Raw genomic sequence first — 21,194 nt, forward strand, 5'->3', positions numbered from 1 at the left:
CACGAGTATTAAAGACTCATTCACGAGTATTAAAGACTCATTCGCGAGTATCAAAGACTCGTTGGTGAGTATTAAAGACTCGTCCACGAGTATCAAACACTCATTCACGAGTATCAAACACTCTTTAGCGAGTATCAAACACTCATCCACGAGTATTAAAGACTCATTAAATCTTCTGCATAATTAATAGACTTCTTGCAGAAGTGGAGAACTCGGGGCCCCACGGAGTGGGGATTAGGGGCGAAGGGTAAGGGGTAAAGGGGAAAGGGCTAATAAAAACCCTTTTCCCTTTCCCCCTCTTGCAAAAGTTACTTTTGCAAGAGGTCTAATGTTTTGGATATCTAACCACAGATGAATTTATCGGTGTTCATCTGTGTTCATCTGTGGTTCCTTTTATTCCTATTCGGATTTTTGCAATATATTAATGTTGATGAACTCGCTCAAATAGCCACAGTGAAGAAACAGCACCTACAAAATGAGCTGCAATTCCATTGATGTTCGCCACTGCCACAAACACATCAAGCGCGCGGATAATTTTATAAGGATCGGTGATAGCTACTCCTGGAGGCTGGGAGATGGATTTTGCTACTAAAACTCCTACCGTTGAACCAGCACCGAGGAGAGTTAAAAGTATACCTATTAAAGCTGCAATAATTCCTAGCCGAATTGCCTTAACTGTATCTGCTTTGCTGGGATGAAGCGCTGGATTCGGGTTTCCTAAGCTCTTACCGATGCGAGTGTAACGAAAATCCCAATAAACGCTGAATAATAATACGACAATTCCACATGCAGCCCAAAACATGCCAACCCCAAGACCAGCATTTGGTTGATCGCTAAAACCTCGGCCAGTAGCAGCAAACAATAAAGACAAGCCAGAAACTACAGCCAGTCCCAACTGTACCCAGAAGGTAATCCAGCCTGTGATGCGAATAGTATTAGCGATTCCTTGAATGACTGGTGCTAGCGATCGCGTTTCTGATTCAGTTTGCATATTACTTTCCATCTGATTAGCTCCTCCCCTAATCATCAAGAATATGTCTACTAGCTTGCCCCATACCCCCACCCCCAGACAGAATCACTACCACATCCTGGGAAATACAATCGCAACTATATAGTAAATGCAAGCCGCAACAGTGGCATTAATTTCCTTATGCCTAAACAGCGTCAAGTCATTAACCAAATTGCTCAACAAACTTTTGGCTACGATTGCTTACGTCCAGGACAGCAAGAAGTTATCAAAGCAATTCTTGAAGGATACGATACCTTAGCTGTCATGCCTACAGGTTCAGGTAAATCTGCAATTTACCAAATTGCTGCCCTACTAATTCCTGGTATCACAATAGTTATTTCTCCGTTGCTGGCCCTTCAGCATGACCAAGTACAAGCGATTAAAGAACAGAATATAGCAAAAGCGGCTGCAATTAACTCTACGATGAGTAATTCTCAACGTCAAGAAATTTTTACCGATTTAGAAAACCAACAACTAGAGTTTCTGTTTCTGTCTCCAGAGCAATTTAACAATGAAGAAGTATTGGCATATTTGGTAAATGCAAAACCCTCTCTATTTGTAGTTGATGAAGCGCACTGTATTAGTGAGTGGGGACATGATTTCCGTCCTGACTATCTACGCCTGGGAGCAGTTATTGCAGCGCTTGGTCATCCTCCTGTATTAGCGCTTACCGCCACTGCTTCTCCTGTAGTTCGGGATGAGATTATTGAACGCCTGGGGATGCGCGAACCACAGATATTTGTACGTGGTTTTGACCGCCCAAATATTTGGCTGGGTGTTGAAAGATTTCACGAGGAAAGTGGAAAGCTGAATGCTTTTCTCAAGCATATTACTGTTGCTAAAAAGCCTGGAATAGTTTATGCAGCTACTCGCAAGCATACAGAGAAACTAGCAGCAATTTTACAGGAAAGATGTATTAAAGCTGCTCATTACCATGCAGGAATGAAAGCAGCACAAAGAGAGCAGGTACAAGCTGCATTCATGGCAGATGAATTAGAAGTAATTGTTGCTACTTGTGCTTTTGGTATGGGTGTTGATAAATCGAATGTGCGCTTTGTTTTTCACTACGACATCAGCGATTCTTTAGATTCTTATTATCAGGAAATAGGGCGTTCTGGACGAGATGGCAAGGAAGCACAAGCAATTCTATTTTACTGTCCTGATGATTTGCAAATCCGCCGCTTTTTTGCTAGTGGTGGCAAAATAGATGTTGATGAAGTGTTGCAGGTAGCCGAAGCAGTGCAACAGGCTGATGAGCCACTCGATTTAGAAGATTTACAACAAGCAACAGACTTATCTCAAAGCAAAATTACAAAAGCTGTGAGTCGCTTGCAAGAAGTAGAGGCTGTAGAAATTTTACCAACCGGTGAAGTAACCAAAAGCGAAGTCGAAGTTAACCAAACGACCTCAGTCCAAGCAGCCACCCTAGCACAACAGCGACGACAACAATTTATGCGATCGCGTCTGGAAATGATGCAAAATTACGCTCAAGTACGCGATTGTCGTCGCGAGTACCTACTAAACTACTTTGGCGAACCAGTAGATAAGAAATGTGGTTTTTGCGACAACTGCCAAGCGGGAATTACTGTTGAGGAAGAAACTTTTCAACCGTTCCCTGTGAATAGCTATGTAATTCATACCAACTATGGCAAAGGGCAAGTGATGCGCTATGAAGCAGATAAAATGGTAGTTTTGTTTGAAAAAGTAGGATACAAAACCCTTGCTGTAGAAATAGTACAGGGACTATTAAAGCAAGTGGATTAGTAAGAGAAGGCAGTCCCCATGAAAAAATTTTATCGCCAAGCATGTAAGTAGTTCTTAGCTGTTCCCCGTTCCCTGTTCCCTGTTCCCTACTTACAAGTCAGATAGCAGAAGGAAATAAAGATTAGAACGTAGGTATTTAAGGATTTCTAACTGCATACTTGACAGAGCGTGGAAATCTCTCCGACTGCGAGCAAGTAATCAAACCCAAGGATGATGAGAGAACCAGGCTAAATTGTCAAGATTAAACTTGAATACTGGATATTTCAGTATTTGCTAGCGATCGCAAAGGATAAGGCGGCATGATTAGATCGTGGATGGTAATTGGGGGTGTAGCTTTCGTAGTTGCCTTAGCGGCCAATTTTATTACACCAAGCGATCGCAAATGGTTCGAGCGATTGCAAAGACCCAGATGGCTAACTTTTGAAGCAGCAATTCCCATCATCTGGACGGTAATTTTTATTTGCGGTGCTTGGTCAGCTTATATTGTTTGGGAAAGAAACCCAGGAACCAGTAGCACTTGGTTACTGATGGCTTTATATGTACTTCTAGAAATTGTGACTATTGCCTACACGCCTGTCATGTTTCGACTCCGCAGCCTGAAAATAGGTACGATTATAGGCGGCACAGGCTTTATTATCGGTCTATTATTAACACTTGCAGTTTTAACTACTTCTGGTTGGGCAGCGCTGTTACTAGTTCCTTATTTGCTATGGAGTCCTATCGGTACTTATACTACTTGGCAGATGCTTCACCTTAATCCGCAAGCAGCCTGACCGCTGCGTGGAATTCAAAAGTAGGGTGGGCAATGCCCACCATCCGGGTTGTTGTTGGCAACGCCCTAATGAGCTTTCTGTTCTAAGAGTTGTAATTAATCATTTTGATGGTTAATTTTAAAGAGAAACTGTCGCCTTTTTTCTTGCTGACGTACTCTTTTTTCTTCGGTGAGGCTATCAAAACAGTAGGGGCAAGCAATACCTTCCTCATACTTGGGTGAAGTCTTATCTTCCGCAGAAATTGGGCGACCGCAACCTTGACACATATCATAGCTGCCTTCTTCCAATCCGTGACGGACAGCAACTCGTTCATCAAAGACAAAACATTCTCCTTCCCACAAGCTTTCTTGGGCGGGAACTTCTTCTAAATATTTCAGAATACCGCCCTTCAAGTGATAAACTTCTGCAAAGCCTTGAGACAGCATAAAGGATGAGGCTTTTTCACAGCGAATACCACCAGTACAAAACAGCGCTACCTTTTTGTGTTTATTCGGGTCAAGCTGGTGGCGGACATATTCGGGAAACTCCCGGAATGTAGTAGTTTGAGGATTTTCTGCCCTTTTAAAAGTGCCAATATTCACCTCGTAATCGTTACGGGTGTCAATTACAGTTACTTCCGGGTCAGAAATTAACTCATTCCATTCTTGGGGGCTAACATAAGTCCCAACCTGTTCATTCGGATCAACTTCAGGTAAACCCAAAGTGACAATTTCTGACTTCAACCGCACCTTCATGCGTTCAAACGGTGGGGTGTCAGTATAAGATTCTTTATGTTCTAAGTCAGCCAGCCGAGAATCGGAACACAGAAATTCCAGAACTGAGTCAACAGCCTGGCGAGAACCTGCAATTGTCCCGTTAATGCCTTCTTGTGCTAACAAAATTGTGCCCTTAATCCCTTGCTGTTGGCAGAAAGATAACAAAGGTTCTTGTTTCTCGGCAAAATCTGGCAAACTGACGAATTTATAAAGTGTTGCAACAACTAGGCTATTTTTTTGCTTCATTCCTTTGGCAATGGAACCATATTAAGTTACAATAACGACGGTAGCTTAATTACCTACCTTTTTAATTTTATGGGGGTTTAGCTCAGTTGGTAGAGCGCCTGCTTTGCAAGCAGGATGTCAGCGGTTCGAGTCCGCTAACCTCCATTAACTAACTGCTTAGCCAACTGAACAGTTAACTGCGACGACAAGCATAATTTGTCCAAAATGATCGCCTTATGCTTGTGAATTGTTGCATAGAGACCAAAAGCAAGAAGGGTCAGGGTTTAGCCTCTCTGATGTTAGCGAATACCTGTTCATAGGTCGGTTGAGAAAACACCAGCGTTATATTTACGCTAATGCGATCGCACAGATCAAATAGAAGCAGGGCGATGTGTTCACTTGATGATACCAGTTAGGCAAGGCTCCTCAACAAGCGATCGCCATTAAGGAATTAAAAAAAAATTTATCAGGCAGTGACTACAATGACGCTAAACTCTTATGACGAAAAAGTCCTTAGAGTCAACTTGATAAGCCCTGATGAAATTAGCCGATATCCTCAAAGACTCAAATTACAAGCTGTCACAGTTTACGATCGCTGAAATTGAGCAGTTAGAACAGACAATTACCCTCAAAGCAACCAAAAACGGTGAGGTTCCTTATATGGTTTGTTTGGCGCTACGTAATTGATATGTGTGTACAAATGCTCAATCCCCAAGAAGATGAGTATATGATCGACACGGTTGCGGGGTCATCGGGGTTTCCGGTGCATACGATTTTTCATGTGTGGCGGCAGATTTTAAATGATGAGGGATTGTCAACGAGTCATTTGTTTTCGCTGGAAGATAAGCCGCCCCGGTGCAAAGAGTATGTGGAAGACAAGGTATTTGCAATCGACTTTGATGAAAAGGTGGTGCGGGTAGCGCGGACGCTAAACCTGATTGCGGGAGATGGGCGGACAAATGTGTTGCACCTGAGGCAATCTACCGAAGAAACAGTTGCCGTCAAGAGTTTTGCTGCGTCGTTCCTATCCTCTGGTCGCTTAGACGCTGAGTATTACCAGCCAAAATATGATCAAGCAGAAGAAGCTATTAAAGATTGTGGTTTTCCATCTCAAAACTTAGGTTCATTGATAGAACCAATTCAAAACGGTTTTGACTATCGAGAGTATACCGAAGAAGGAACGCCTTATATTCGTGTTGGCGATGTTAAAAACGGACAGATTAATTTTGAAAATGCCGTAAAAATTCCCATTACAATGGCTGATGTTGATAAACCTGTGGGTCTACAAGTCGGAGATATTCTTTTTACTCGTAAAGGTAGTTTTGGTAATTCCGCAGTCGTTACAGAACTAGAAATTAACGGGATTATAAGCAGTGAAATTATGCTTGTACGTTTAACTTCAATTTCTAGACAAGAAATTTTACCAGAGTATGTGAGTTTATTTTTGAATTCAAAATTCTGTTACTTACAGGTTGAACGTCGAGTTCATGGTGTGGCTTACTACAGTATTTCTCAACCAGATTTAGCCAATTTGTTAATTCCACTTTTACCAAAACCTCAGCAGCAAAAGATTGCTGAGAAGATAAAATCATCATTTTCATTAAAACTAAATCCAAACAACTGCTAGAAATTGCTAAAACAGCAGTAGAACGGGCGCTAGAAACTGATGAAACCGCAGCAACCACTTGGATGAACCAGCAACTTGAAGCCGTTGGCATTAATTTATCAAATTCAGCTTAATCTAATGGAGGCATAATGTCTGAGATTACCCTAAACCCGGAACAACTTAAAGAAATCTTGAAAAGTGCGATCGTCGAATTGATTCGTGATAACCGTGAGGAAGTTTCTGAATTTTTGGCAGAAATTATTGAAGACATAGCAATGGAACGTGCGATCGCAGAAGGTGAAACCACTGAACTAGTTAGCCGCGACTCCATCTTTCAACTTTTGGAGCCGAAATCGTGAAAGTCGAGTTCAGAAAAAGCTTTGGAAAGGATCTGGGTAAGATTCAAGATGAAGACTTGCTTTTGAGAATTAAAACTGTCATATAACAAGTGGAAACTGCTGAAAGTCTCTTGAAAATCAGCAACATTAAAAAACTTAAAGCAGATGGAAATTACTACCGTATCCGAGTTGGCGACTATCGAATTGGCTTTGCTGAAGACGAAGATATGATTACCTTTGTTCGTGTATTACATCGCAAGGAAATATATCGATATTTTCCATAGTGAATGAATAATACTAGAAATTGCTAAAACAGGAGTAGAACAGGCGATAGAAACTAATTAAGCAGCAGCAACAACTTGGAGAAACCAGCAACTTGAAGCCTTGGAGATAGAACTGACATGATTGCTCAACCTGAGACAAAACACTACACAATTGATGAATATCTAGAACTCGAAATCGCCTCAGAAACACGCAACGAATACCGCGATGGAGAAATTGTCCCTATGACGGGTGGAACCCCAGACCATAATGATATTGCCAGCAACCTTGTGGCTATCCTGAAAGCAGCATTGCGGGGAAAGCCCTACCGTGTATTTATCCTGGATCAGCGACTCTGGATTCCCGGTGCAAATCTCTATACTTACCCTGATGCGATGGTTCTGCCTAAACCCTTAGAACTTCAAACTGGACGCAAAGATACTGTGGTGAACCCCTGCTTTATAGCTGAAGTCTTGTCTAAGTCCACCCAAAACTATGACCGGGGCGAGAAATTTGTTGCCTATCGTAAAATTCCCACTTTTCAAGAATATCTGCTGATTGATCAATATCGCATACACGTTGAGCATCATGTCAAAACAGCCGCTAATCAATGGTTATTTTCAGAATACGACGACCCAACTGTTACCCTTTCTTTGAGTACCTTTGAAGTTCAAATTCAAATTGCAGAACTTTACGAAAATATAGATTTTTCGACTGTTTGAGTTGAATGGCTTGGCTAAAACAGGAGTAGAGCAAGCATTTGTTATGGCTTCTGTCCCCGTTCAAACACTACTGAAAGGTTGTTGGCTGGCATTTGGTAAGTTTCTTTAAATCTCAGGTTATGTGTACTGGCTGCTGCTATAACATCTTCTAATTCACGTACACCCCACTCTGGGTTTTGTGCTCGTAAAGACTCATCAAAAGCTGCATTACTCGGCGCGGTATGTTTTCCGCCTTGTTTGAACGGGCCATACAGATAGAGAATACCACCAGGTGGCAGGATACGACCAGCACCCGCCATTAGCCCTAAGCAGGCTGACCAAGATGAAATGTGAATCATGTTAATGTTGACAATCGCAACAATTGGTGAATCTTTCAAGCCTTGACTCAGCCACTCAGGTAATATATTTTCTTCCACTGCCCAAATAGGTTGACGAGCATCAAGCTCAAGAGGTGGATAAAGATGATCACAGGGAAACTGTTTAGCCCAGGCGGTATTGCTGGCTCGCAATTGCGGATTGGGGTCAGAAGGTAACCATTTACGGGGGCTGAGGCGCGGGGCAAAAAATATTGCATGTTCACCAGTACCGCTGGCTATTTCCAGGATAGTGCCACTTTTGGGCAGTACTTGTAAAAGCACCTCCAAAATGGGTTCACGATTGCGCTGAGTTGCTGGTGCGTATTCTTGCATATTTTGAGGAATACATTTAAGTGAACTTTGCATAATTCAGCTAAAAAAGTGGCTGAAAAATTTTATCCCAGCCACTTTTAACTTAATGTTAAAAAGAACTTTTAGCAAAAAAGTTATATTAGATTGTTCGAGTTGCGATCAAGTCAGGCAATACATTAACTTGCCTGCTTATCTGGTCTAGAATCTTTGAGATTCAAACAGTAGCAAACCATTTACGCAATTCATCCATCTGCTTTTGGAATTGTAGGAGCGTTTTTTGCAAATCAGTTGCTTGGTCAGTTTCGAGACTGTTGTAACTGTTGGTATTAAGATCGCCATCATAATAACGGAATTGTGACCAGAGGTTTGCATTCCCAAAACTGTCATTGCTTTCTGGTTGTGAGGGAGCGTTCGAGCTAAAATCTACAGTGTAATTTTCTGCGATCGCACTAGAGTCAAAGCTAGAAGTAGACAATTTTGTAGTATTTTCTGCTATCTCTGCAAACAACTGGCTTACCACAGAGCCAGTACTAAAGCCAGTATCTGGATTTGGAGCGCTATTGCCTGCGGTCTGTGTGATAATCTGACGTACTTGCGCATCAGTCAGATTATGATTAGCACTCAGCATCAAAGCCACTACCCCGGCAACATGGGGGGCAGCCATAGATGTACCGCTATAATTAGCATACTGATCGCCTGGCACTGATGAGTAGATGTTAACTCCTGGTGCTGTGACGTAGGCGAGTTGACTGATTCCTGGTTGATTAGAAAAGTCTGCAATGTTATTGTTTTGATCCACAGCCCCAACTGCCAATCCCCACTGATTTGCATAGCTGGCGGGGTAAGAAAGTATCGGTAAACCATTATTACCCGCTGCCATAACGACAACTACCCCTTTCTTGCTGGCATATTCAATAGCTGATGCTAGAGAACTATTAGGAAAATCGCTACCTAGGCTAAGATTAATCACATTAGCTCCTTGATTCACGGCATAGTAAATGCCTTGAGTAATAGAACTAACGGAGCCTGAGCCTGAATCGTTGAGAGCTTTCACAGGCATGATTTTAGAATTATAAGCAATACCTGTAACACCAAAGTCATTGTTTTCTCCAGCAATAGTGCCAGAAACATGGGTGCCATGACCATTCCTATCTATGGGGTCATTGGTGTTGTCCACAAAATTCCAACCGTGAACATCATCAATATAGCCGTCGCCATCATCATCGACACCATTACCAGCAATTTCTTTGGTATTAGTCCAGATATTATTTCTTAAATCTGCATGGTTGTAGTCAACCCCAGTATCAATGACAGCGACAACAACATCCTGACCAGTATATCCCCTTGCCCAGACTTCCGGCGCTTTCACAGAGTCAACACCCCAATTATTTCCACCTACATCGGGAACATCGGCAAAGGTATTTTGACCAATAGCTTTAGCAACTGCGGCTGCTGCATTTACCTTACCATAACCAGTACTAGAGTCATAACTCAGTGCGCTAAATGTATCTCTACTATTTTTTGCTTTAAAAGCATTGATAGCAGGATCAGAGCTACTACGAACACTGGTGTTTAAACTGTAGTCATCTTTAGTGTTTAAAGTATCTACTGAGGAGACAGGAGTGACATTTAGCCCGTTATCAGCGAACGATTTTTTATTAGTGTAATCAAGGGGCATAAGTAATTTCTCCTCAAAGATAGCAATCTTTTTATTGATAGCCAGAATTTTTAAAACCTCTGAGACAAAAAGGTTTTGATTACTCAATAGCCATCATTGCCAATAATTACTATGAAATTAAGCAGCAAAAAGATATTTTAATTACAAATAAGCTAAATAAAATTGTGTTTCTAGAAAAAATTAGTCATCCAGTTGAACCTTACAATTGTTTTGTTTTTATAGTCATACGGTTTTATTTTTGAAAAAATGACTTACTCTTTCGGCTTAAGTGTAGGGGAGCCAGTCCGGTGGACGGGTTTCCCGGAATAAAGAAACTGACGAACCTGTAAGGTAGCGATGTTATAGGGGTTTTCACGCCCATGCAAGCCCGAAGGATAAGCGTATAGACATGAACTGTCTTGCCATAGCTTATCGGGTGCGTAGGCGTAGCCCGTCGGAGACATCGCTCTTGCACGAAGCAAAGCAAAAAACTTTGTATCATAAGGCTAAAATAAGCTAGATTTATATCCCTGACTTCTTGAAGAAGTTGGCGCTTAAGTTAAAGTTGAAATATTCTCATTGCGCACAAAAATAGTGCTAATCAACATGGATTTTCCAGTAGCGTTTCTCGTTGCACTGTTATTTATTATTGTGTTTGCTATAAATATTGCTTATTTATTTTGGAGAAATCAACAAGAAAATAAACGAAGTAATAAATTTAAAGCTATGGCTACTCAAATAAGAGCAACTTTTGTAGAGGAAGATCCTAATAATATCAAACTGAAATTACATAAATTTAAATTATTAAATGCAGGGACGAACAGTTTAGTTAAAAATATATTATTTTTAAACTTAGTTGATGCAGGATTATACATTTTTGATTATAAATATTCGGCATTAGTTGGTAAAGGTAGAGATGATTATTGGCAAACAGTTGCTTTGTTTTTAGATTCTAATATACGACTTCCTAACTTTTCACTCAAGCCAAGGGGCATTATGGCTCAACTTGGTAATTTTTTAGGTTCTCAAGATATAAAGTTTAAAGCTTATCCCAGATTTTCTGAACAATATTTGTTACGCGGAAGTAATGAGGATGCCATTCGTTTAGCATTTACCGACAAGATACTTACTTTCTGCGAAACAAAAATAGGTTTCTACCCACCCATAAAAACAACACCATCTATCGAAGTAGCGGATACAGGCTTTATTTATTACCGTGAAAATCTTCGCCTTCAACCTGAAGAAATTCAATTATTTATGCAAGAAGGAATTGAGGTTTTTGATTTGTTTAAAGCTAGAGCATAAATTAACATCTATGAGTTAGCCCATAAATTAAATCGACTTACTATATAGGAACAGTGAGAGGAATTCCATTATCTGTTGGTTTCAACTTGAGAATATAAGGAACGGCTTTCAAGACCCACTCAGAAATGGGTGTGTAACTAGCAGCTTCTTCTCCAAAACTAATTTCTAACATATCAGTATGAATGATTCCCGGATTGAGAGGAATAGCAGCCATACCATTAGGTAATTCTTGAGCTAAGGAACGAGTTAGCCCTTCAATTGCCCATTTAGAAGCACAGTATGGCGCAACTTGAGGCGAAGTAGAGCGTCCCCAGCCAGAACTAAAGTTAACAATAATGCCCTGATTTTTTTCTATCATTGCTGGGACGAAATGGCGAATTATATTAACTACTCCTTTAATATTGATATCAATTAAGTGGGAAAACTCTTTGGCGGGAACCTCCCACAAAGGCGCTGGATAATTAATAATTGCAGCGTTGTTAATCAGTATGTCTGGTGGTTCATATTCGTGAAGTAGATGTTTTGCCCAATTTTCTACTTGCTGCTCACTCGTTACATCTACAGCCGCGAAATCATTAGGTGTAGCAAACTTTTGGTGTAGTTCCTCAATGACTGCTTGTGAACGAGCACAACCGAGGACAGTATGTCCCTCACGAATAAAACCCTCGGTCATAGCGTAACCTAGACCTCGACTTATACCTGTAATTAAAATCAGCTTTGCCATGTTTTTCTGTTCTGATCAAATACTTTATTACCTACATTTTTTGAAAAACTGCTTCCCCAAAAGCGGACTCCAAAGCACAAGCAATACAACAAACCGCAATTTATATTACGCCTTAATCGGCAGCGTGATTATAAATTCTGTCTTATCTTGCAGAATGGCATCTACTTCAATCGTGCGTTTATGAGCTTCCACTACAATCTAATGTGCGATCGCCAATCTTAATCCCGTTTCCTTGCTGGCATCTCTACAATTCAGCGTGCCCACTGCTGCAAAATATAAGCGTAAAAAGCTTCTTTATCTACCTTATCCATTGCCAAAATTTTCCGACCTCCAGACACTACTTTAGTACGCCCCTGACTAGGCCCATTAGTAATAATTTCTGTTTCCCACTCTCGCAGTTGATAAAATTCTGGGTGTCCAAGATAAGCCGTCGCTAACACATCCCAAAAATAATAATCTTGGGGAATAACTAACGCATAACATTGCCCTGCCAAATCAGAGATCGGATAATTGCGTTGTTGTCCCATTTTTTGCACTAACTCTGATGTCACAGGTACATTATTAGTTAAATCCAAAGGACACATAATAATTTCAATTTGGCTTTCCCACACCCGCGCTGCTGAAATTGGGTCCCAATACACATTCCATTCCGCAGATCCGTCTTGTCCTGGTTCCCAATTCTTTTCCACATTACCAGGGACATTTAACGCACCCCCCATCCAGACAATCTTTTGAATTTTCGCTTCAATGTCTGGTGCTTTATCTAAAGCCACCGCTACTGTCGTCAAAGGCCCAGTTACCATCAGAGTTACTGGTGCAGGCGCTTCACGTAAAACCCTGACCATAAAATCTTGACCTGATTCACTAAGCAACTGCGTATTAATAGTTTCGCTTTGATTAAGAATTGGTAAATGATCCACGACAAAGGAATCACGACGATAGAGATAGGGGAAAGGATTGATACCGCGCACTGTGCTTTCTGCTACCGGGATATGAGAAAATCCCATCAAATCTAAGATTTTACGTGTAGCGCTAACAGCTGGTTGCACATAGCAATCAGCCGGAGTGACAACAACACCAAGCAGTTCCACATGATCCATCGTCAACAACAGCATAGTTGCTAGATAATCATCTACACCACCATCGTGATCCATTAATACAAGTTGTTTTGACATACAAGGAGAATTAAATAATGGATGAATTTATGCAAGCTGCAATTCAAGAAGCAAAACAAGGCAGACAAGAAGGTGGAATTCCCATTGGTTCGGTACTTGTCAAGGATGGCAAAATTCTCGGCAGAGGACACAACAAACGTGTACAAGATGGCGATCCTGTTACTCACGCCGAAATTGATTGTCTCCGCAATGCGGGGAGAGTTGGCAACTACAGAGGTACAACACTCTATTCAACATTAATGCCATGCTATTTGTGCGCTGGCGCAGTTGTGCAATTTGGTATTAAAAAAGTTATCGCCGGAGAGTCCAGAACTTTTCCTGGTGCTAAAGAATTTATGATATCTCACGGCGTAGAAGTAATTGATCTCAGCCTTGATGAATGCGAACAAATGATGAGTGAGTTTATTGAAACTAGCCCCGAACTGTGGAATGAGGATATTGGGAAGTAGGCATGGGGCATTGGGCATTAATTATTTGTCTCCCTCATCTCCTTTGCCTGGAAATATTAGCGTGCTATGTGAATGCATCCGGATGCAATGCGATTGTATCGGATGACAATGTTAATGCATCGCGATGCAATGCGATTGTATCGGGTGACAATGTTAATGTATCCGGATGCAATGCGATTGTATCGGGTAACAATGTTAATGTATCGCGATGTAATGCGATTGTATCGGGTGACATTTTCTCCCCTGTACCCCTCATCCCCTCTCTGCGTTCTCTGCGTCCTCTGCGGTTCAAGAAACACCCTTCTCCTTCAAAAACGCATCAAACGTTAACCTATCAGGCAAAGAAGTTTGGGCACCTGGTTTTGTTGCTGCTAAAGCACCCGCAGCTGCACCCCAAACAACCGCCTGATGTAAAGAAACTCCTTCATAAAGTGCTGCTGCTAAACCGCCATTAAAAGCATCACCAGCAGCAACCGTATCAACAACCTGAATTGGAAACGCTGGTACAAAAAAATTTTCCTCAGTAGTGGCACAGAAAACGCCCTTAGCACCGAGTTTGACGATCGCACATTTCACACCCCTTTGCAATAAAACCGCTGCGGCTTTTTTTGCCGACTCTTCTGCGTTTACCGGAAACCCTACTAATTGCCCTGCTTCAATTTCATTTGGTGTAATGATATCTACCAACGGATAAAGTTCATCTGGCACATGAGATTGTGCGGGTGCAGGGTCGAGAATAACTTTCACTCCTGCTTGGTGTGCCACTTTAGCAGCAGCTAACACAGCAGAAATTGGAATTTCCAATTGTAATAGTAGTGCGGAACTTCCTGGTAATAAATGGGACAATCGCGCTACATCTTCTTGATTAACACGCCCATTAGCACCAGGAATGACAATAATTTGATTTTCACCTTTGTCATCTACAGCGATAATTGCAACTCCAGAACTGACAGTCTCATCTACAAGAATATTGTTAGTCTGGACGCCAGAATTTTGCAAATTGTTAATCAATTCTGTTCCAAAACTATCTGCACCTATACGCCCCACCATTTGAGTGGAAATTTCCAACTTTGACAGTGCTACCGCTTGATTTGCGCCTTTTCCGCCTGGAACTTGAAAAAACTCATGCCCTAATAGTGTTTCTCCAGAAATTGGCAATCGGGGTACTGTCGCTACTAAATCTATATTGATGCTGCCAAAAACAATAATACTCATGATGCTGATTTTAAAAGTTACTTAGCCTCATGCTACAGGAGGCATCGCACTTACTCAAATAATCAAGAAGCTTTGTTCTACTTTTAGCGACCTTTCTTAGAAATAATCTTGATGTTTATGTTGGAAATTTTACTTTGTCAGAATTCTATTATAAATAAGCGTAAAAATTCTTATTTCTTCTTATCTATGTCATTAGGATGAATAGTTATTCACTCTTTAACAAGATGTTTGTAGAGTTAAATTTATTTAAATTACTTCCAATCAGTTAATTAATACCAATATAAAAGGCTGATATATCACTATTGTCCAATAATTAGTCTACAGATATAGGATTCTTACTTGATTTCTGAAATATAGGTAGCAAGTGGCGTTGGGCACTGCCCACTCCTTCGGGGTTTTGGTGGGCGATGCCCACCCTACATAAATTGCTGTAAAGTGCAAAAAAATGTATAAGCGTTTCACAACCTAGAGAGGTACAAGAAGAAATAATTAAACACTGATGGATACAGATAAATTCGTAGCTTAGCAGACTGATAAACGCTATATCAAACAGCTAATTATTTATTAAATAAAAATTTGTCAGTTTTTTTATCTACTAGCCATAGCACAAGCTGAACATTAATTAAAAAAACTAGAGGAGTCAGGATGAAAAGCAACTTTTTTAATCAAAAATACTCAAGTTTAACTACTTTCTTGGTCTTAGCTGCAACGATTTTTACAACTCCTACTTTTGCCTTGGATACAGTTAACATTCAAGGTATCCAGCCTTCTTCCTCAAAAAGGGTATTACAAAATAACCGAGGGGGATATCTATTAGCACAGTATTCAAGCAGCTGTCGTCGAGTAATGGCAAGGAATGGTCTTTTTGTGATGCAAAAGCCAACAGTTGATGGTCCCGTAGCTGCTCTTTTAGACTATGGAACAAACGTTACAATTCGCGATCGCGGGAAAAATGGCTGGGTTCCAGTTTCATCTCCGGTCAAGGGCTACATATTACATACTAATTTTCTGGCCTCATGCCAAGCAGGACAAGTAGCAACACCTCCTGAGCTAAACTTTTGTCGCAAGGTTGCTGTTGATGGTGGGTTGGTGGTGCGAACAGCTCCTTCTAATAATTCAGCCAGAGTAGGAGTAGTTCCTAATGGCCAAAATGTCGTAATTGCACGGGGAAAAAATGGTTGGGTACCAATTTCAACTCCTGTGATGGGCTATGCACAGTCAAGGTATCTTGCTTATTGCCCGAGAACACAGTGAGCAAATCAGGCGGTTGTATTCCCCATTGGCGATCGCCTATTGATAAAAGTATAAAATTCAAATTTGGTGCAGCCGTTTGGGGAGACAAAATTTCTTGAAGACAGATGTAGTCGTAATTGGTAGCGGTGTTGGCGGTTTAAGTTGTGCTGCGCTGTTAGCACGATATGGCTTTGATGTCATAGTTTGTGAAAGCCATTCCATCCCTGGTGGTGCAGCCCACGCTTTTGAGCGCAATGGATTCAAATTTGATTCAGGCCCATCCCTTTACTCTGGATTATCTTACAGTCCCTCTGCTAACCCGCTGCGACAAGTACTAGACGCAATTGGCTCTGAGCTACCTTGTGTTACCTACGATACCTGGGGATGCTGCTTACCAGAAGCCGATTTTGATACAACAGTCGGTGCTGAACAGTTTTGTGAAGTGCTGATGCGACTGCGCGGTGAAGATGCTGTCAGGGAATGGCGACAACTTCAGCGCGTCATGGAACCCTTGGCTAGTGCTGCAACTGCCATACCATCAGCAGCATTACGCTTTGATTGGGGTGCAGTGAAAACTATGGGCCGATTTGCCCCATCTTTAGCAAGACATACGGGAAATGTGCTGAAGCTGACTGGCCCTTTCAGCAAAATTATGGATGGTGTTGTCAAAGATCCCTTTATTCAAAATTGGCTGAATTTGCTTTCTTTTCTACTCTCCGGACTAGCCGCAGATGGTACGAGTGCGGCAGAGGTAGCTTTTATGTTTGCTGACTGGTATCGGCCAGGAGTGCAACTTGACTATCCAATTGGTGGGAGTGGTGCTTTAGTTGACGCTCTAGTTAAAGGGCTGGAGAGACACGGCGGTAAGTTGATGCTTGGCGCTCATGTTGAACAAGTCTTGCTAGAAGGAGGTAGAGCGGTAGGTGTGCGTCTGCGTGACGGTAAAGAAATCCGGACGCAGCAAGCAGTAATTTCTGGTACTTCGGTTTGGGATACACTGAAGTTGCTACCAGACAAGGCAGTGCCAGAAAAATTCCGTAATCAGAGACAGGCTACACCTGAGTGTGATAGTTTCATGCATCTGCATTTAGGCATTGATGCTCAAGGCTTACAGCCTAACCTGGCGTGTCACTATATAGTTGTCAACAACTGGGAACAGGGCGTAACCGCACCTCAGAATGTTGTACTAATATCAATTCCTTCAATTCTCGACCCATCACTAGCACCGCCAGGTAAACACGTAATTCATGCCTACACTCCTGGTAATGAGCCGTATGCTCTTTGGCAGGGAATGGATAGGAAAAGCCCAGAGTATGCGCAACAAAAGCGCTTACGTGCAGAAGTGATGTGGCAAGCTTTAGAGCGCATCATTCCCGATATTCGCTTGCGTTGCGAAGTTACTCTTGTGGGTACACCGCTTACCCATGAACGCTTTTTGCGGCGTGATCGCGGTTCTTATGGCCCAGCGATTAAAGCAGGAGTGGGAATGTTTCCCGGCCCTAGCACACCCTTACCAGGATTTATGTGTTGTGGCGATTCGACATTTCCTGGTATCGGTTTACCAGCAGTCGCCGCTAGTGGGATGATAGCTGCAAATACCTTGGCTTCTGTGCAGCAGCATTCAGCCATGCTTCAAGATATTGGTTGCCTTTAATTTTTTTTGGTACAAACTTATCAGAGTATAGTACAATTGTATTGTATATTGTTCTCGATTCGCGTTCCTGGAAAATCCCTCAGCGCTCCACTGAGGGATTTTTATTTTGGGATATTTTAGGTAGCACCATTTCTACTAAAATATGACGACACATCAATCTCCGTGTCTCCCCTTCACCGCGTCCCCCCGTCTATTTTCAACGCAGCTTACTTGCTGTTGGATAGGAATTTGGATCAAAAACTCTGTTCCCTCCCCTGGAGTGGAAATACATTCTAATTTGCCGCCATGTTTTTGGGTGATGATTTGATAGCTGATCGACATGCCCATACCTGTTCCCTTTCCCACAGGTTTCGTTGTAAAGAAGGGGTCAAAAATACGTTGGCGAACATTTTCTGTCATACCTAATCCATTATCAGCGATCGCAATTTGTATCCATCGCAAATCGCTCGCTGAGGTGCAGATGGTAATTTGACCGTAACGATCCTTCATCTCATGGATTGCATCAATGGCGTTTGCCAAAATATTCATTAAGACTTGGTTGAGTTGTCCGGGATAACACTGTACTACAGGCAAGTTACCGTAGTCTCGAATTATTGCGATCGCGGAAGAGTCTGGTGTAGCTCTCAGGCGATGTTGCAAAATTAGCAACGTACTCTCAATTCCTTCATGGACATCAACCTCCTTAATTTCGGCTTCGTCCAATCGAGAGAAATTCCGCAACGATTTGACAATTTCTTGAATGCGTTGAGTCCCAACTTTCATTGAGCTGAGTAAATTTAGCAAATCTTTGCTGAGAAACTCTAAATCAACATCGGCAATTTTCTCTTCAATCGCTGATGTGGGATGGGGATATTCATTCTGATATAGCTGCACTAATTCCAGAAGGCTGTGAGTATATTCATCCACAAAATTGATGTTGCCATGAATAAAGTTGACTGGATTGTTAATTTCATGGGCAACTCCCGCAACCATTTGCCCCAAGCTGGACATTTTTTCAGTTTGAATCATCCGCGCTTGAGTCTGTTGCAGTTCCTGAAGAGTGTTTTTTAATTCAGCCGTGCGTTCTTCTACTCGTTGTTCTAAATGTTCATTGGTTTGTGCCAAAGCCGTAAATGATTCTTGCAATTGCTGCGCCATGTAGTTGAATGCACGAGCCAGGATACCCAATTCCCTAACCGTTGATGGTGTAACACTTTGATTGAGTTGTCCATCTGCGATCGCCTCAGCTGCTTGGCTCAACCGCAAAATCGGTTGGGTAATCCACTGCGAGGTATAAATCCCCAACATCGTTGCTATAACTAATGCCCCGAAACACAGCAAAATGGTTGTGTGCGTGTTGGCATTGATTTGGTTCATGAAATCAGATTCGGGTACAGCCACAACCACAAGCCAATCTAAACCGTACTTGTCTCGCCACGGCTTAACCTGAACAAATTGTCGTTGTCCGTTGAAGGAGATGTCAAATTCTTGCTCGTTCTGGATTACTTGCAGGGTATGAAATTGCTTTTGTAAACCCTGTACCACAGTCCGAATAAGTTCATCAGGATTGTTGAGGGCACTATAGCGTTCGAGTTGATCGTTCATCTTGTGCAAGATGGGATAATTACCAGAACTGCCCACTAATTTGCCATCGCGTTCGATAATAAAAACTTGCCCAGAGGGACTAACTTTTAGGTGGCGGAGAAAATCACTAATAGTAGTCAGTGTCAGATCGATATTGGTAACGCCCAGTAACTTACGGTTCTTGTCGTAGAATGGAGTCGCAGCAGAAACCGCAACGTAATATTCAATTCCACCATCCAAGGCATTATCCTGTTGTTTCAAAGCTTTTCCAGCCTCAGTGACAGCCACATTACCAATCTGAACTGCCTTGATTTTATTCCAGACGAGCTTGCCTGCTGTGACTGTCTCTTTGTACCAAGCCTCAGTCAACGGATTGTAGTCATAGCTTTGTAAAAGTTTAGTGCGGTTGCCTTCATCATCTACAACGTAGTCTGAAGCTTTACCTTTTCCTAAATTTTCGTAAAGCAGCAAATCAACTCCTTTAACCCAACGTCCTGCTCCTGCTTCTCTACCATCGGTTAAGGTATAGCCAACATAGGTGAGATTCTTAAAAGCTTTGGCTTGTCTCCAAAAATAATGCCCACTGGTAATTGGATCTTTGAGATTCAGTTCTTTGTTGGCGATCGCATCAACATTCATCTGAGTTAATTGCATTGGCAACGCCAGATACATATCCAAGCGGTTATCAACCTGCTGGCTGGCTTTGTCAATCAACTGTTCGGCGAGATCGTTGACTGCTTTCTGACCATTTTTGAATGAGAGATATCCAACTAATCCCACAGCTGCAAAAATTTGTAGCACAAAGGGAACAATGAGAATCAAGCGGAGTGTTACCCGATTAGTTGACTGGAGATAGTGCTGCTTAACAGGCTTTAAGGACATTGTTTGAGCAAGTGTCTGGCATAGTATCGCCACAAAGGCTAGCTCTATATTTCCCAAATCGTTCCATAAAACCGCGATCGCATCTTAGCCAGAGTACTCGTTCAGATTTGAGATTGTACGACTGGCTTCCCAGCCCAACATCACTGCTTTACGCTCCAAGCCCCAATGATAACCGCCTAGTTCTCCAGATTCCCGAATCACACGATGGCATGGAATAAGATAGGCGATGGGATTGTTACCCACAGCATTACCTACGGCTCTAGCAGCAGTTGGGCGACCAATCAATTCAGCAATATTTTGATAAGTTGTCATACCTCCAAACGGCACTTGCAACAGTGCTTTCCAAACTTGAATCTGAAAATTGGTACCCTTGATTAGCAGCGTTAATGGCTTGCAAACATTCAAGGCATTAGGATTAAAAATCAGATCGTGCAAGGGTTGGGTAGTTTGTTGATCGTGGATAATTTCTGCACTTTTCCACGAGCGACGCAATATTTGCTCGGCATTCTGCTCATTTGAGGTGTCTAAGAAATACAAGTTACAAATACCACGAGATGTTGTAGCGAGTAGCGATTTACCAAATGAGGTGTCATGAATGCCATAACGAATTTCCAAACCTGCTCCTCCTGTTTTGAATTCACCAGGAGACATCGCTTCTAAGTTCACAAACAAATCGTGTAATCGCCCTGGACTTGACAATCCCACATCTAGAGTTAGGTCTAAAAGACTTTTAGTTTGGGTAATTTTTGACTTGGCATATTCAACAGTGAGATATTGCAAGAATCTTTTGGGGCTAATACCCGCCCATTGAGTAAATAAGCGTTGGAAATGATACTCACTCAGCCCTATCTGCTGTGCCACAGTTGCCAAATCTGGTTGGTTGAGGTGATTTTTCCGCATGAATGCGATCGCCTGAGCCATTCGGCTATATTCTTTGGTGTCATCGACATTTACACTATTCATCGGTATCACGTAGTCTGAGTCAAGGGAGTTCTTGCACTTTTTCACTTTACAGACGGTGTAAATCAAAAACCACCCGTTTCTTGCGATGTATAAAGTGAGCCTAATATATTAGACTTCTTGCAGAATTCGGTAAAAGGGAAAGGGGAAAAGGGGAAAGGAACTCAAAACCCTTTTCCTTTAACCTTTTCCCTTTCCCCCTCTTGCAAAAATATATTTTTGCAAGAGACTCCATGAGCTGCGCTCACAAGAAACA

Annotated in this window: 22 protein-coding genes and 1 tRNA gene; 12 read left to right on the forward strand and 11 right to left on the reverse strand. The window is 41.9% G+C overall.

Annotation, left to right across the window (positions count from 1 at the left end; genetic code table 11):
• Positions 1 to 421 precede the first annotated feature (421 nt).
• Positions 422 to 991: a DUF3611 family protein gene (locus BV372_RS32925; RefSeq protein WP_086691489.1), complete on the reverse strand. Its 570-nt coding sequence runs from the start codon at positions 989 to 991 to the stop codon at positions 422 to 424.
• Positions 992 to 1,150: 159 nt separating this feature from the next.
• Here BV372_RS32925 and BV372_RS32930 point away from each other — a divergent pair, with 159 nt between their 5' ends.
• Positions 1,151 to 2,773, forward strand: a complete 1,623-nt coding sequence (locus tag BV372_RS32930; RefSeq protein ID WP_086691458.1) for an ATP-dependent DNA helicase RecQ — start codon at positions 1,151 to 1,153, stop codon at positions 2,771 to 2,773.
• Between the two features lie 299 nt (positions 2,774 to 3,072).
• A complete protein-coding gene (locus BV372_RS32935) occupies positions 3,073 to 3,546 on the forward strand; it encodes a TspO/MBR family protein (RefSeq protein WP_086691460.1) in 474 nt (157 codons plus the stop codon).
• Between the two features lie 95 nt (positions 3,547 to 3,641).
• Here BV372_RS32935 and BV372_RS32940 read toward each other — a convergent pair whose 3' ends face one another.
• A complete protein-coding gene (locus BV372_RS32940; protein ID WP_086691462.1) occupies positions 3,642 to 4,547 on the reverse strand; it encodes a rhodanese-related sulfurtransferase in 906 nt (301 codons plus the stop codon).
• Positions 4,548 to 4,618: 71 nt separating this feature from the next.
• On the opposite strand from BV372_RS32940, the gene BV372_RS32945 reads away from it, so the two are divergent.
• The 6 genes from BV372_RS32945 (at position 4,619) to BV372_RS32975 (ending at position 7,453) form a co-directional block, all read left to right on the forward strand.
• Positions 4,619 to 4,691 (forward strand) — tRNA-Ala (locus tag BV372_RS32945).
• A 372-nt stretch (positions 4,692 to 5,063) separates the two neighbouring features.
• A complete protein-coding gene (locus BV372_RS32950) occupies positions 5,064 to 5,213 on the forward strand; it encodes a hypothetical protein (RefSeq protein ID WP_218776799.1) in 150 nt (49 codons plus the stop codon).
• Positions 5,214 to 5,253: 40 nt separating this feature from the next.
• Positions 5,254 to 6,153, forward strand: a complete 900-nt coding sequence (locus BV372_RS36885; RefSeq protein WP_218776800.1) for a restriction endonuclease subunit S — start codon at positions 5,254 to 5,256, stop codon at positions 6,151 to 6,153.
• 128 nt (positions 6,154 to 6,281) lie between these two features.
• Entirely contained in the window at positions 6,282 to 6,491 is a 210-nt protein-coding gene (locus BV372_RS32965) for a hypothetical protein (RefSeq protein ID WP_086691464.1), read from the forward strand.
• A gap of 110 nt (positions 6,492 to 6,601) precedes the next feature.
• A complete protein-coding gene (locus tag BV372_RS38075) occupies positions 6,602 to 6,754 on the forward strand; it encodes a type II toxin-antitoxin system RelE/ParE family toxin (protein ID WP_256973597.1) in 153 nt (50 codons plus the stop codon).
• A gap of 117 nt (positions 6,755 to 6,871) precedes the next feature.
• A complete protein-coding gene (locus tag BV372_RS32975) occupies positions 6,872 to 7,453 on the forward strand; it encodes a Uma2 family endonuclease (protein ID WP_086691466.1) in 582 nt (193 codons plus the stop codon).
• Positions 7,454 to 7,494: 41 nt separating this feature from the next.
• Here BV372_RS32975 and BV372_RS32980 read toward each other — a convergent pair whose 3' ends face one another.
• The 3 genes from BV372_RS32980 to BV372_RS35695 all read right to left on the reverse strand — a co-directional run bounded on the left by BV372_RS32980 (position 7,495) and on the right by BV372_RS35695 (position 10,242).
• Positions 7,495 to 8,175 (reverse strand): DUF938 domain-containing protein, encoded by a 681-nt coding sequence (locus BV372_RS32980; protein WP_086691468.1) that lies wholly within the window; start codon positions 8,173 to 8,175, stop codon positions 7,495 to 7,497.
• Positions 8,176 to 8,335: 160 nt separating this feature from the next.
• The gene (locus BV372_RS32985) at positions 8,336 to 9,799 is read right to left on the reverse strand and encodes a S8 family peptidase (RefSeq protein ID WP_086691470.1); all 1,464 of its coding nucleotides are present in this window, start codon (positions 9,797 to 9,799) and stop codon (positions 8,336 to 8,338) included.
• A gap of 251 nt (positions 9,800 to 10,050) precedes the next feature.
• Positions 10,051 to 10,242 (reverse strand): hypothetical protein, encoded by a 192-nt coding sequence (locus BV372_RS35695; protein ID WP_143845446.1) that lies wholly within the window; start codon positions 10,240 to 10,242, stop codon positions 10,051 to 10,053.
• A gap of 142 nt (positions 10,243 to 10,384) precedes the next feature.
• Here BV372_RS35695 and BV372_RS32990 point away from each other — a divergent pair, with 142 nt between their 5' ends.
• Complete coding sequence (locus BV372_RS32990) at positions 10,385 to 11,083, forward strand: hypothetical protein (RefSeq protein ID WP_086691472.1); 699 nt, start codon at positions 10,385 to 10,387, stop codon at positions 11,081 to 11,083.
• Positions 11,084 to 11,123: 40 nt separating this feature from the next.
• On the opposite strand, the gene BV372_RS32995 is transcribed toward BV372_RS32990, so the two are convergent.
• A complete protein-coding gene (locus BV372_RS32995; RefSeq protein WP_086691474.1) occupies positions 11,124 to 11,807 on the reverse strand; it encodes an SDR family oxidoreductase in 684 nt (227 codons plus the stop codon).
• 251 nt (positions 11,808 to 12,058) lie between these two features.
• A complete protein-coding gene (locus BV372_RS33000; protein WP_086691476.1) occupies positions 12,059 to 12,982 on the reverse strand; it encodes a nucleoside hydrolase in 924 nt (307 codons plus the stop codon).
• Between the two features lie 17 nt (positions 12,983 to 12,999).
• On the opposite strand from BV372_RS33000, the gene BV372_RS33005 reads away from it, so the two are divergent.
• Complete coding sequence (locus tag BV372_RS33005) at positions 13,000 to 13,431, forward strand: nucleoside deaminase (protein WP_086691478.1); 432 nt, start codon at positions 13,000 to 13,002, stop codon at positions 13,429 to 13,431.
• A 64-nt stretch (positions 13,432 to 13,495) separates the two neighbouring features.
• Here BV372_RS33005 and BV372_RS36890 read toward each other — a convergent pair whose 3' ends face one another.
• Both BV372_RS36890 and rbsK read right to left on the reverse strand, forming a co-directional pair.
• Complete coding sequence (locus BV372_RS36890) at positions 13,496 to 13,723, reverse strand: hypothetical protein (RefSeq protein WP_179198318.1); 228 nt, start codon at positions 13,721 to 13,723, stop codon at positions 13,496 to 13,498.
• Positions 13,720 to 14,646 carry a ribokinase gene (rbsK, locus tag BV372_RS33010; RefSeq protein ID WP_086691480.1) on the reverse strand — a complete coding sequence of 309 codons (927 nt, stop codon included), beginning with the start codon at positions 14,644 to 14,646 and terminating at the stop codon, positions 13,720 to 13,722. Before rbsK ends, BV372_RS36890 begins: the two co-directional genes overlap by 4 nt.
• A 645-nt stretch (positions 14,647 to 15,291) precedes the next feature.
• Here rbsK and BV372_RS33015 point away from each other — a divergent pair.
• Together BV372_RS33015 and BV372_RS33020 are read left to right on the forward strand one after the other, a co-directional pair.
• Entirely contained in the window at positions 15,292 to 15,900 is a 609-nt protein-coding gene (locus tag BV372_RS33015) for an SH3 domain-containing protein (RefSeq protein ID WP_086691482.1), read from the forward strand.
• 94 nt (positions 15,901 to 15,994) lie between these two features.
• A complete protein-coding gene (locus BV372_RS33020; RefSeq protein ID WP_086691484.1) occupies positions 15,995 to 17,533 on the forward strand; it encodes an NAD(P)/FAD-dependent oxidoreductase in 1,539 nt (512 codons plus the stop codon).
• A gap of 153 nt (positions 17,534 to 17,686) precedes the next feature.
• Here BV372_RS33020 and BV372_RS33025 read toward each other — a convergent pair whose 3' ends face one another.
• A complete protein-coding gene (locus BV372_RS33025; RefSeq protein WP_306299027.1) occupies positions 17,687 to 20,011 on the reverse strand; it encodes an ATP-binding protein in 2,325 nt (774 codons plus the stop codon).
• A 51-nt stretch (positions 20,012 to 20,062) separates the two neighbouring features.
• Positions 20,063 to 20,941: a methylated-DNA--[protein]-cysteine S-methyltransferase gene (locus BV372_RS33030; protein WP_086691487.1), complete on the reverse strand. Its 879-nt coding sequence runs from the start codon at positions 20,939 to 20,941 to the stop codon at positions 20,063 to 20,065.
• Between the last annotated feature and the right edge of the window lie 253 nt (positions 20,942 to 21,194).

The organism is Nostoc sp. T09, assembly GCF_002154695.1.
GTDB lineage: Bacteria > Cyanobacteriota > Cyanobacteriia > Cyanobacteriales > Nostocaceae > Aulosira.

Bases quoted from the DNA above. Each gene is read 5' to 3' on its own strand.
- BV372_RS32925 (WP_086691489.1), bottom strand. From the start codon at position 991: ATGCAAACTGAATCAGAAACGCGATCGCTAGCACCAGTCATTCAAGGA.
- BV372_RS32930 (WP_086691458.1), top strand. From the start codon at position 1,151: ATGCCTAAACAGCGTCAAGTCATTAACCAAATTGCTCAACAAACTTTT.
- BV372_RS32935 (WP_086691460.1), top strand. From the start codon at position 3,073: ATGATTAGATCGTGGATGGTAATTGGGGGTGTAGCTTTCGTAGTTGCC.
- BV372_RS32940 (WP_086691462.1), bottom strand. From the start codon at position 4,547: ATGAAGCAAAAAAATAGCCTAGTTGTTGCAACACTTTATAAATTCGTC.
- BV372_RS32950 (WP_218776799.1), top strand. From the start codon at position 5,064: ATGAAATTAGCCGATATCCTCAAAGACTCAAATTACAAGCTGTCACAG.
- BV372_RS36885 (WP_218776800.1), top strand. From the start codon at position 5,254: ATGATCGACACGGTTGCGGGGTCATCGGGGTTTCCGGTGCATACGATT.
- BV372_RS32965 (WP_086691464.1), top strand. From the start codon at position 6,282: ATGTCTGAGATTACCCTAAACCCGGAACAACTTAAAGAAATCTTGAAA.
- BV372_RS32975 (WP_086691466.1), top strand. From the start codon at position 6,872: ATGATTGCTCAACCTGAGACAAAACACTACACAATTGATGAATATCTA.
- BV372_RS32980 (WP_086691468.1), bottom strand. From the start codon at position 8,175: ATGCAAAGTTCACTTAAATGTATTCCTCAAAATATGCAAGAATACGCA.
- BV372_RS32985 (WP_086691470.1), bottom strand. From the start codon at position 9,799: ATGCCCCTTGATTACACTAATAAAAAATCGTTCGCTGATAACGGGCTA.
- BV372_RS35695 (WP_143845446.1), bottom strand. From the start codon at position 10,242: ATGTCTCCGACGGGCTACGCCTACGCACCCGATAAGCTATGGCAAGAC.
- BV372_RS32990 (WP_086691472.1), top strand. From the start codon at position 10,385: ATGGATTTTCCAGTAGCGTTTCTCGTTGCACTGTTATTTATTATTGTG.
- BV372_RS32995 (WP_086691474.1), bottom strand. From the start codon at position 11,807: ATGGCAAAGCTGATTTTAATTACAGGTATAAGTCGAGGTCTAGGTTAC.
- BV372_RS33000 (WP_086691476.1), bottom strand. From the start codon at position 12,982: ATGTCAAAACAACTTGTATTAATGGATCACGATGGTGGTGTAGATGAT.
- BV372_RS33005 (WP_086691478.1), top strand. From the start codon at position 13,000: ATGGATGAATTTATGCAAGCTGCAATTCAAGAAGCAAAACAAGGCAGA.
- rbsK (WP_086691480.1), bottom strand. From the start codon at position 14,646: ATGAGTATTATTGTTTTTGGCAGCATCAATATAGATTTAGTAGCGACA.
- BV372_RS33015 (WP_086691482.1), top strand. From the start codon at position 15,292: ATGAAAAGCAACTTTTTTAATCAAAAATACTCAAGTTTAACTACTTTC.
- BV372_RS33030 (WP_086691487.1), bottom strand. From the start codon at position 20,941: ATGAATAGTGTAAATGTCGATGACACCAAAGAATATAGCCGAATGGCT.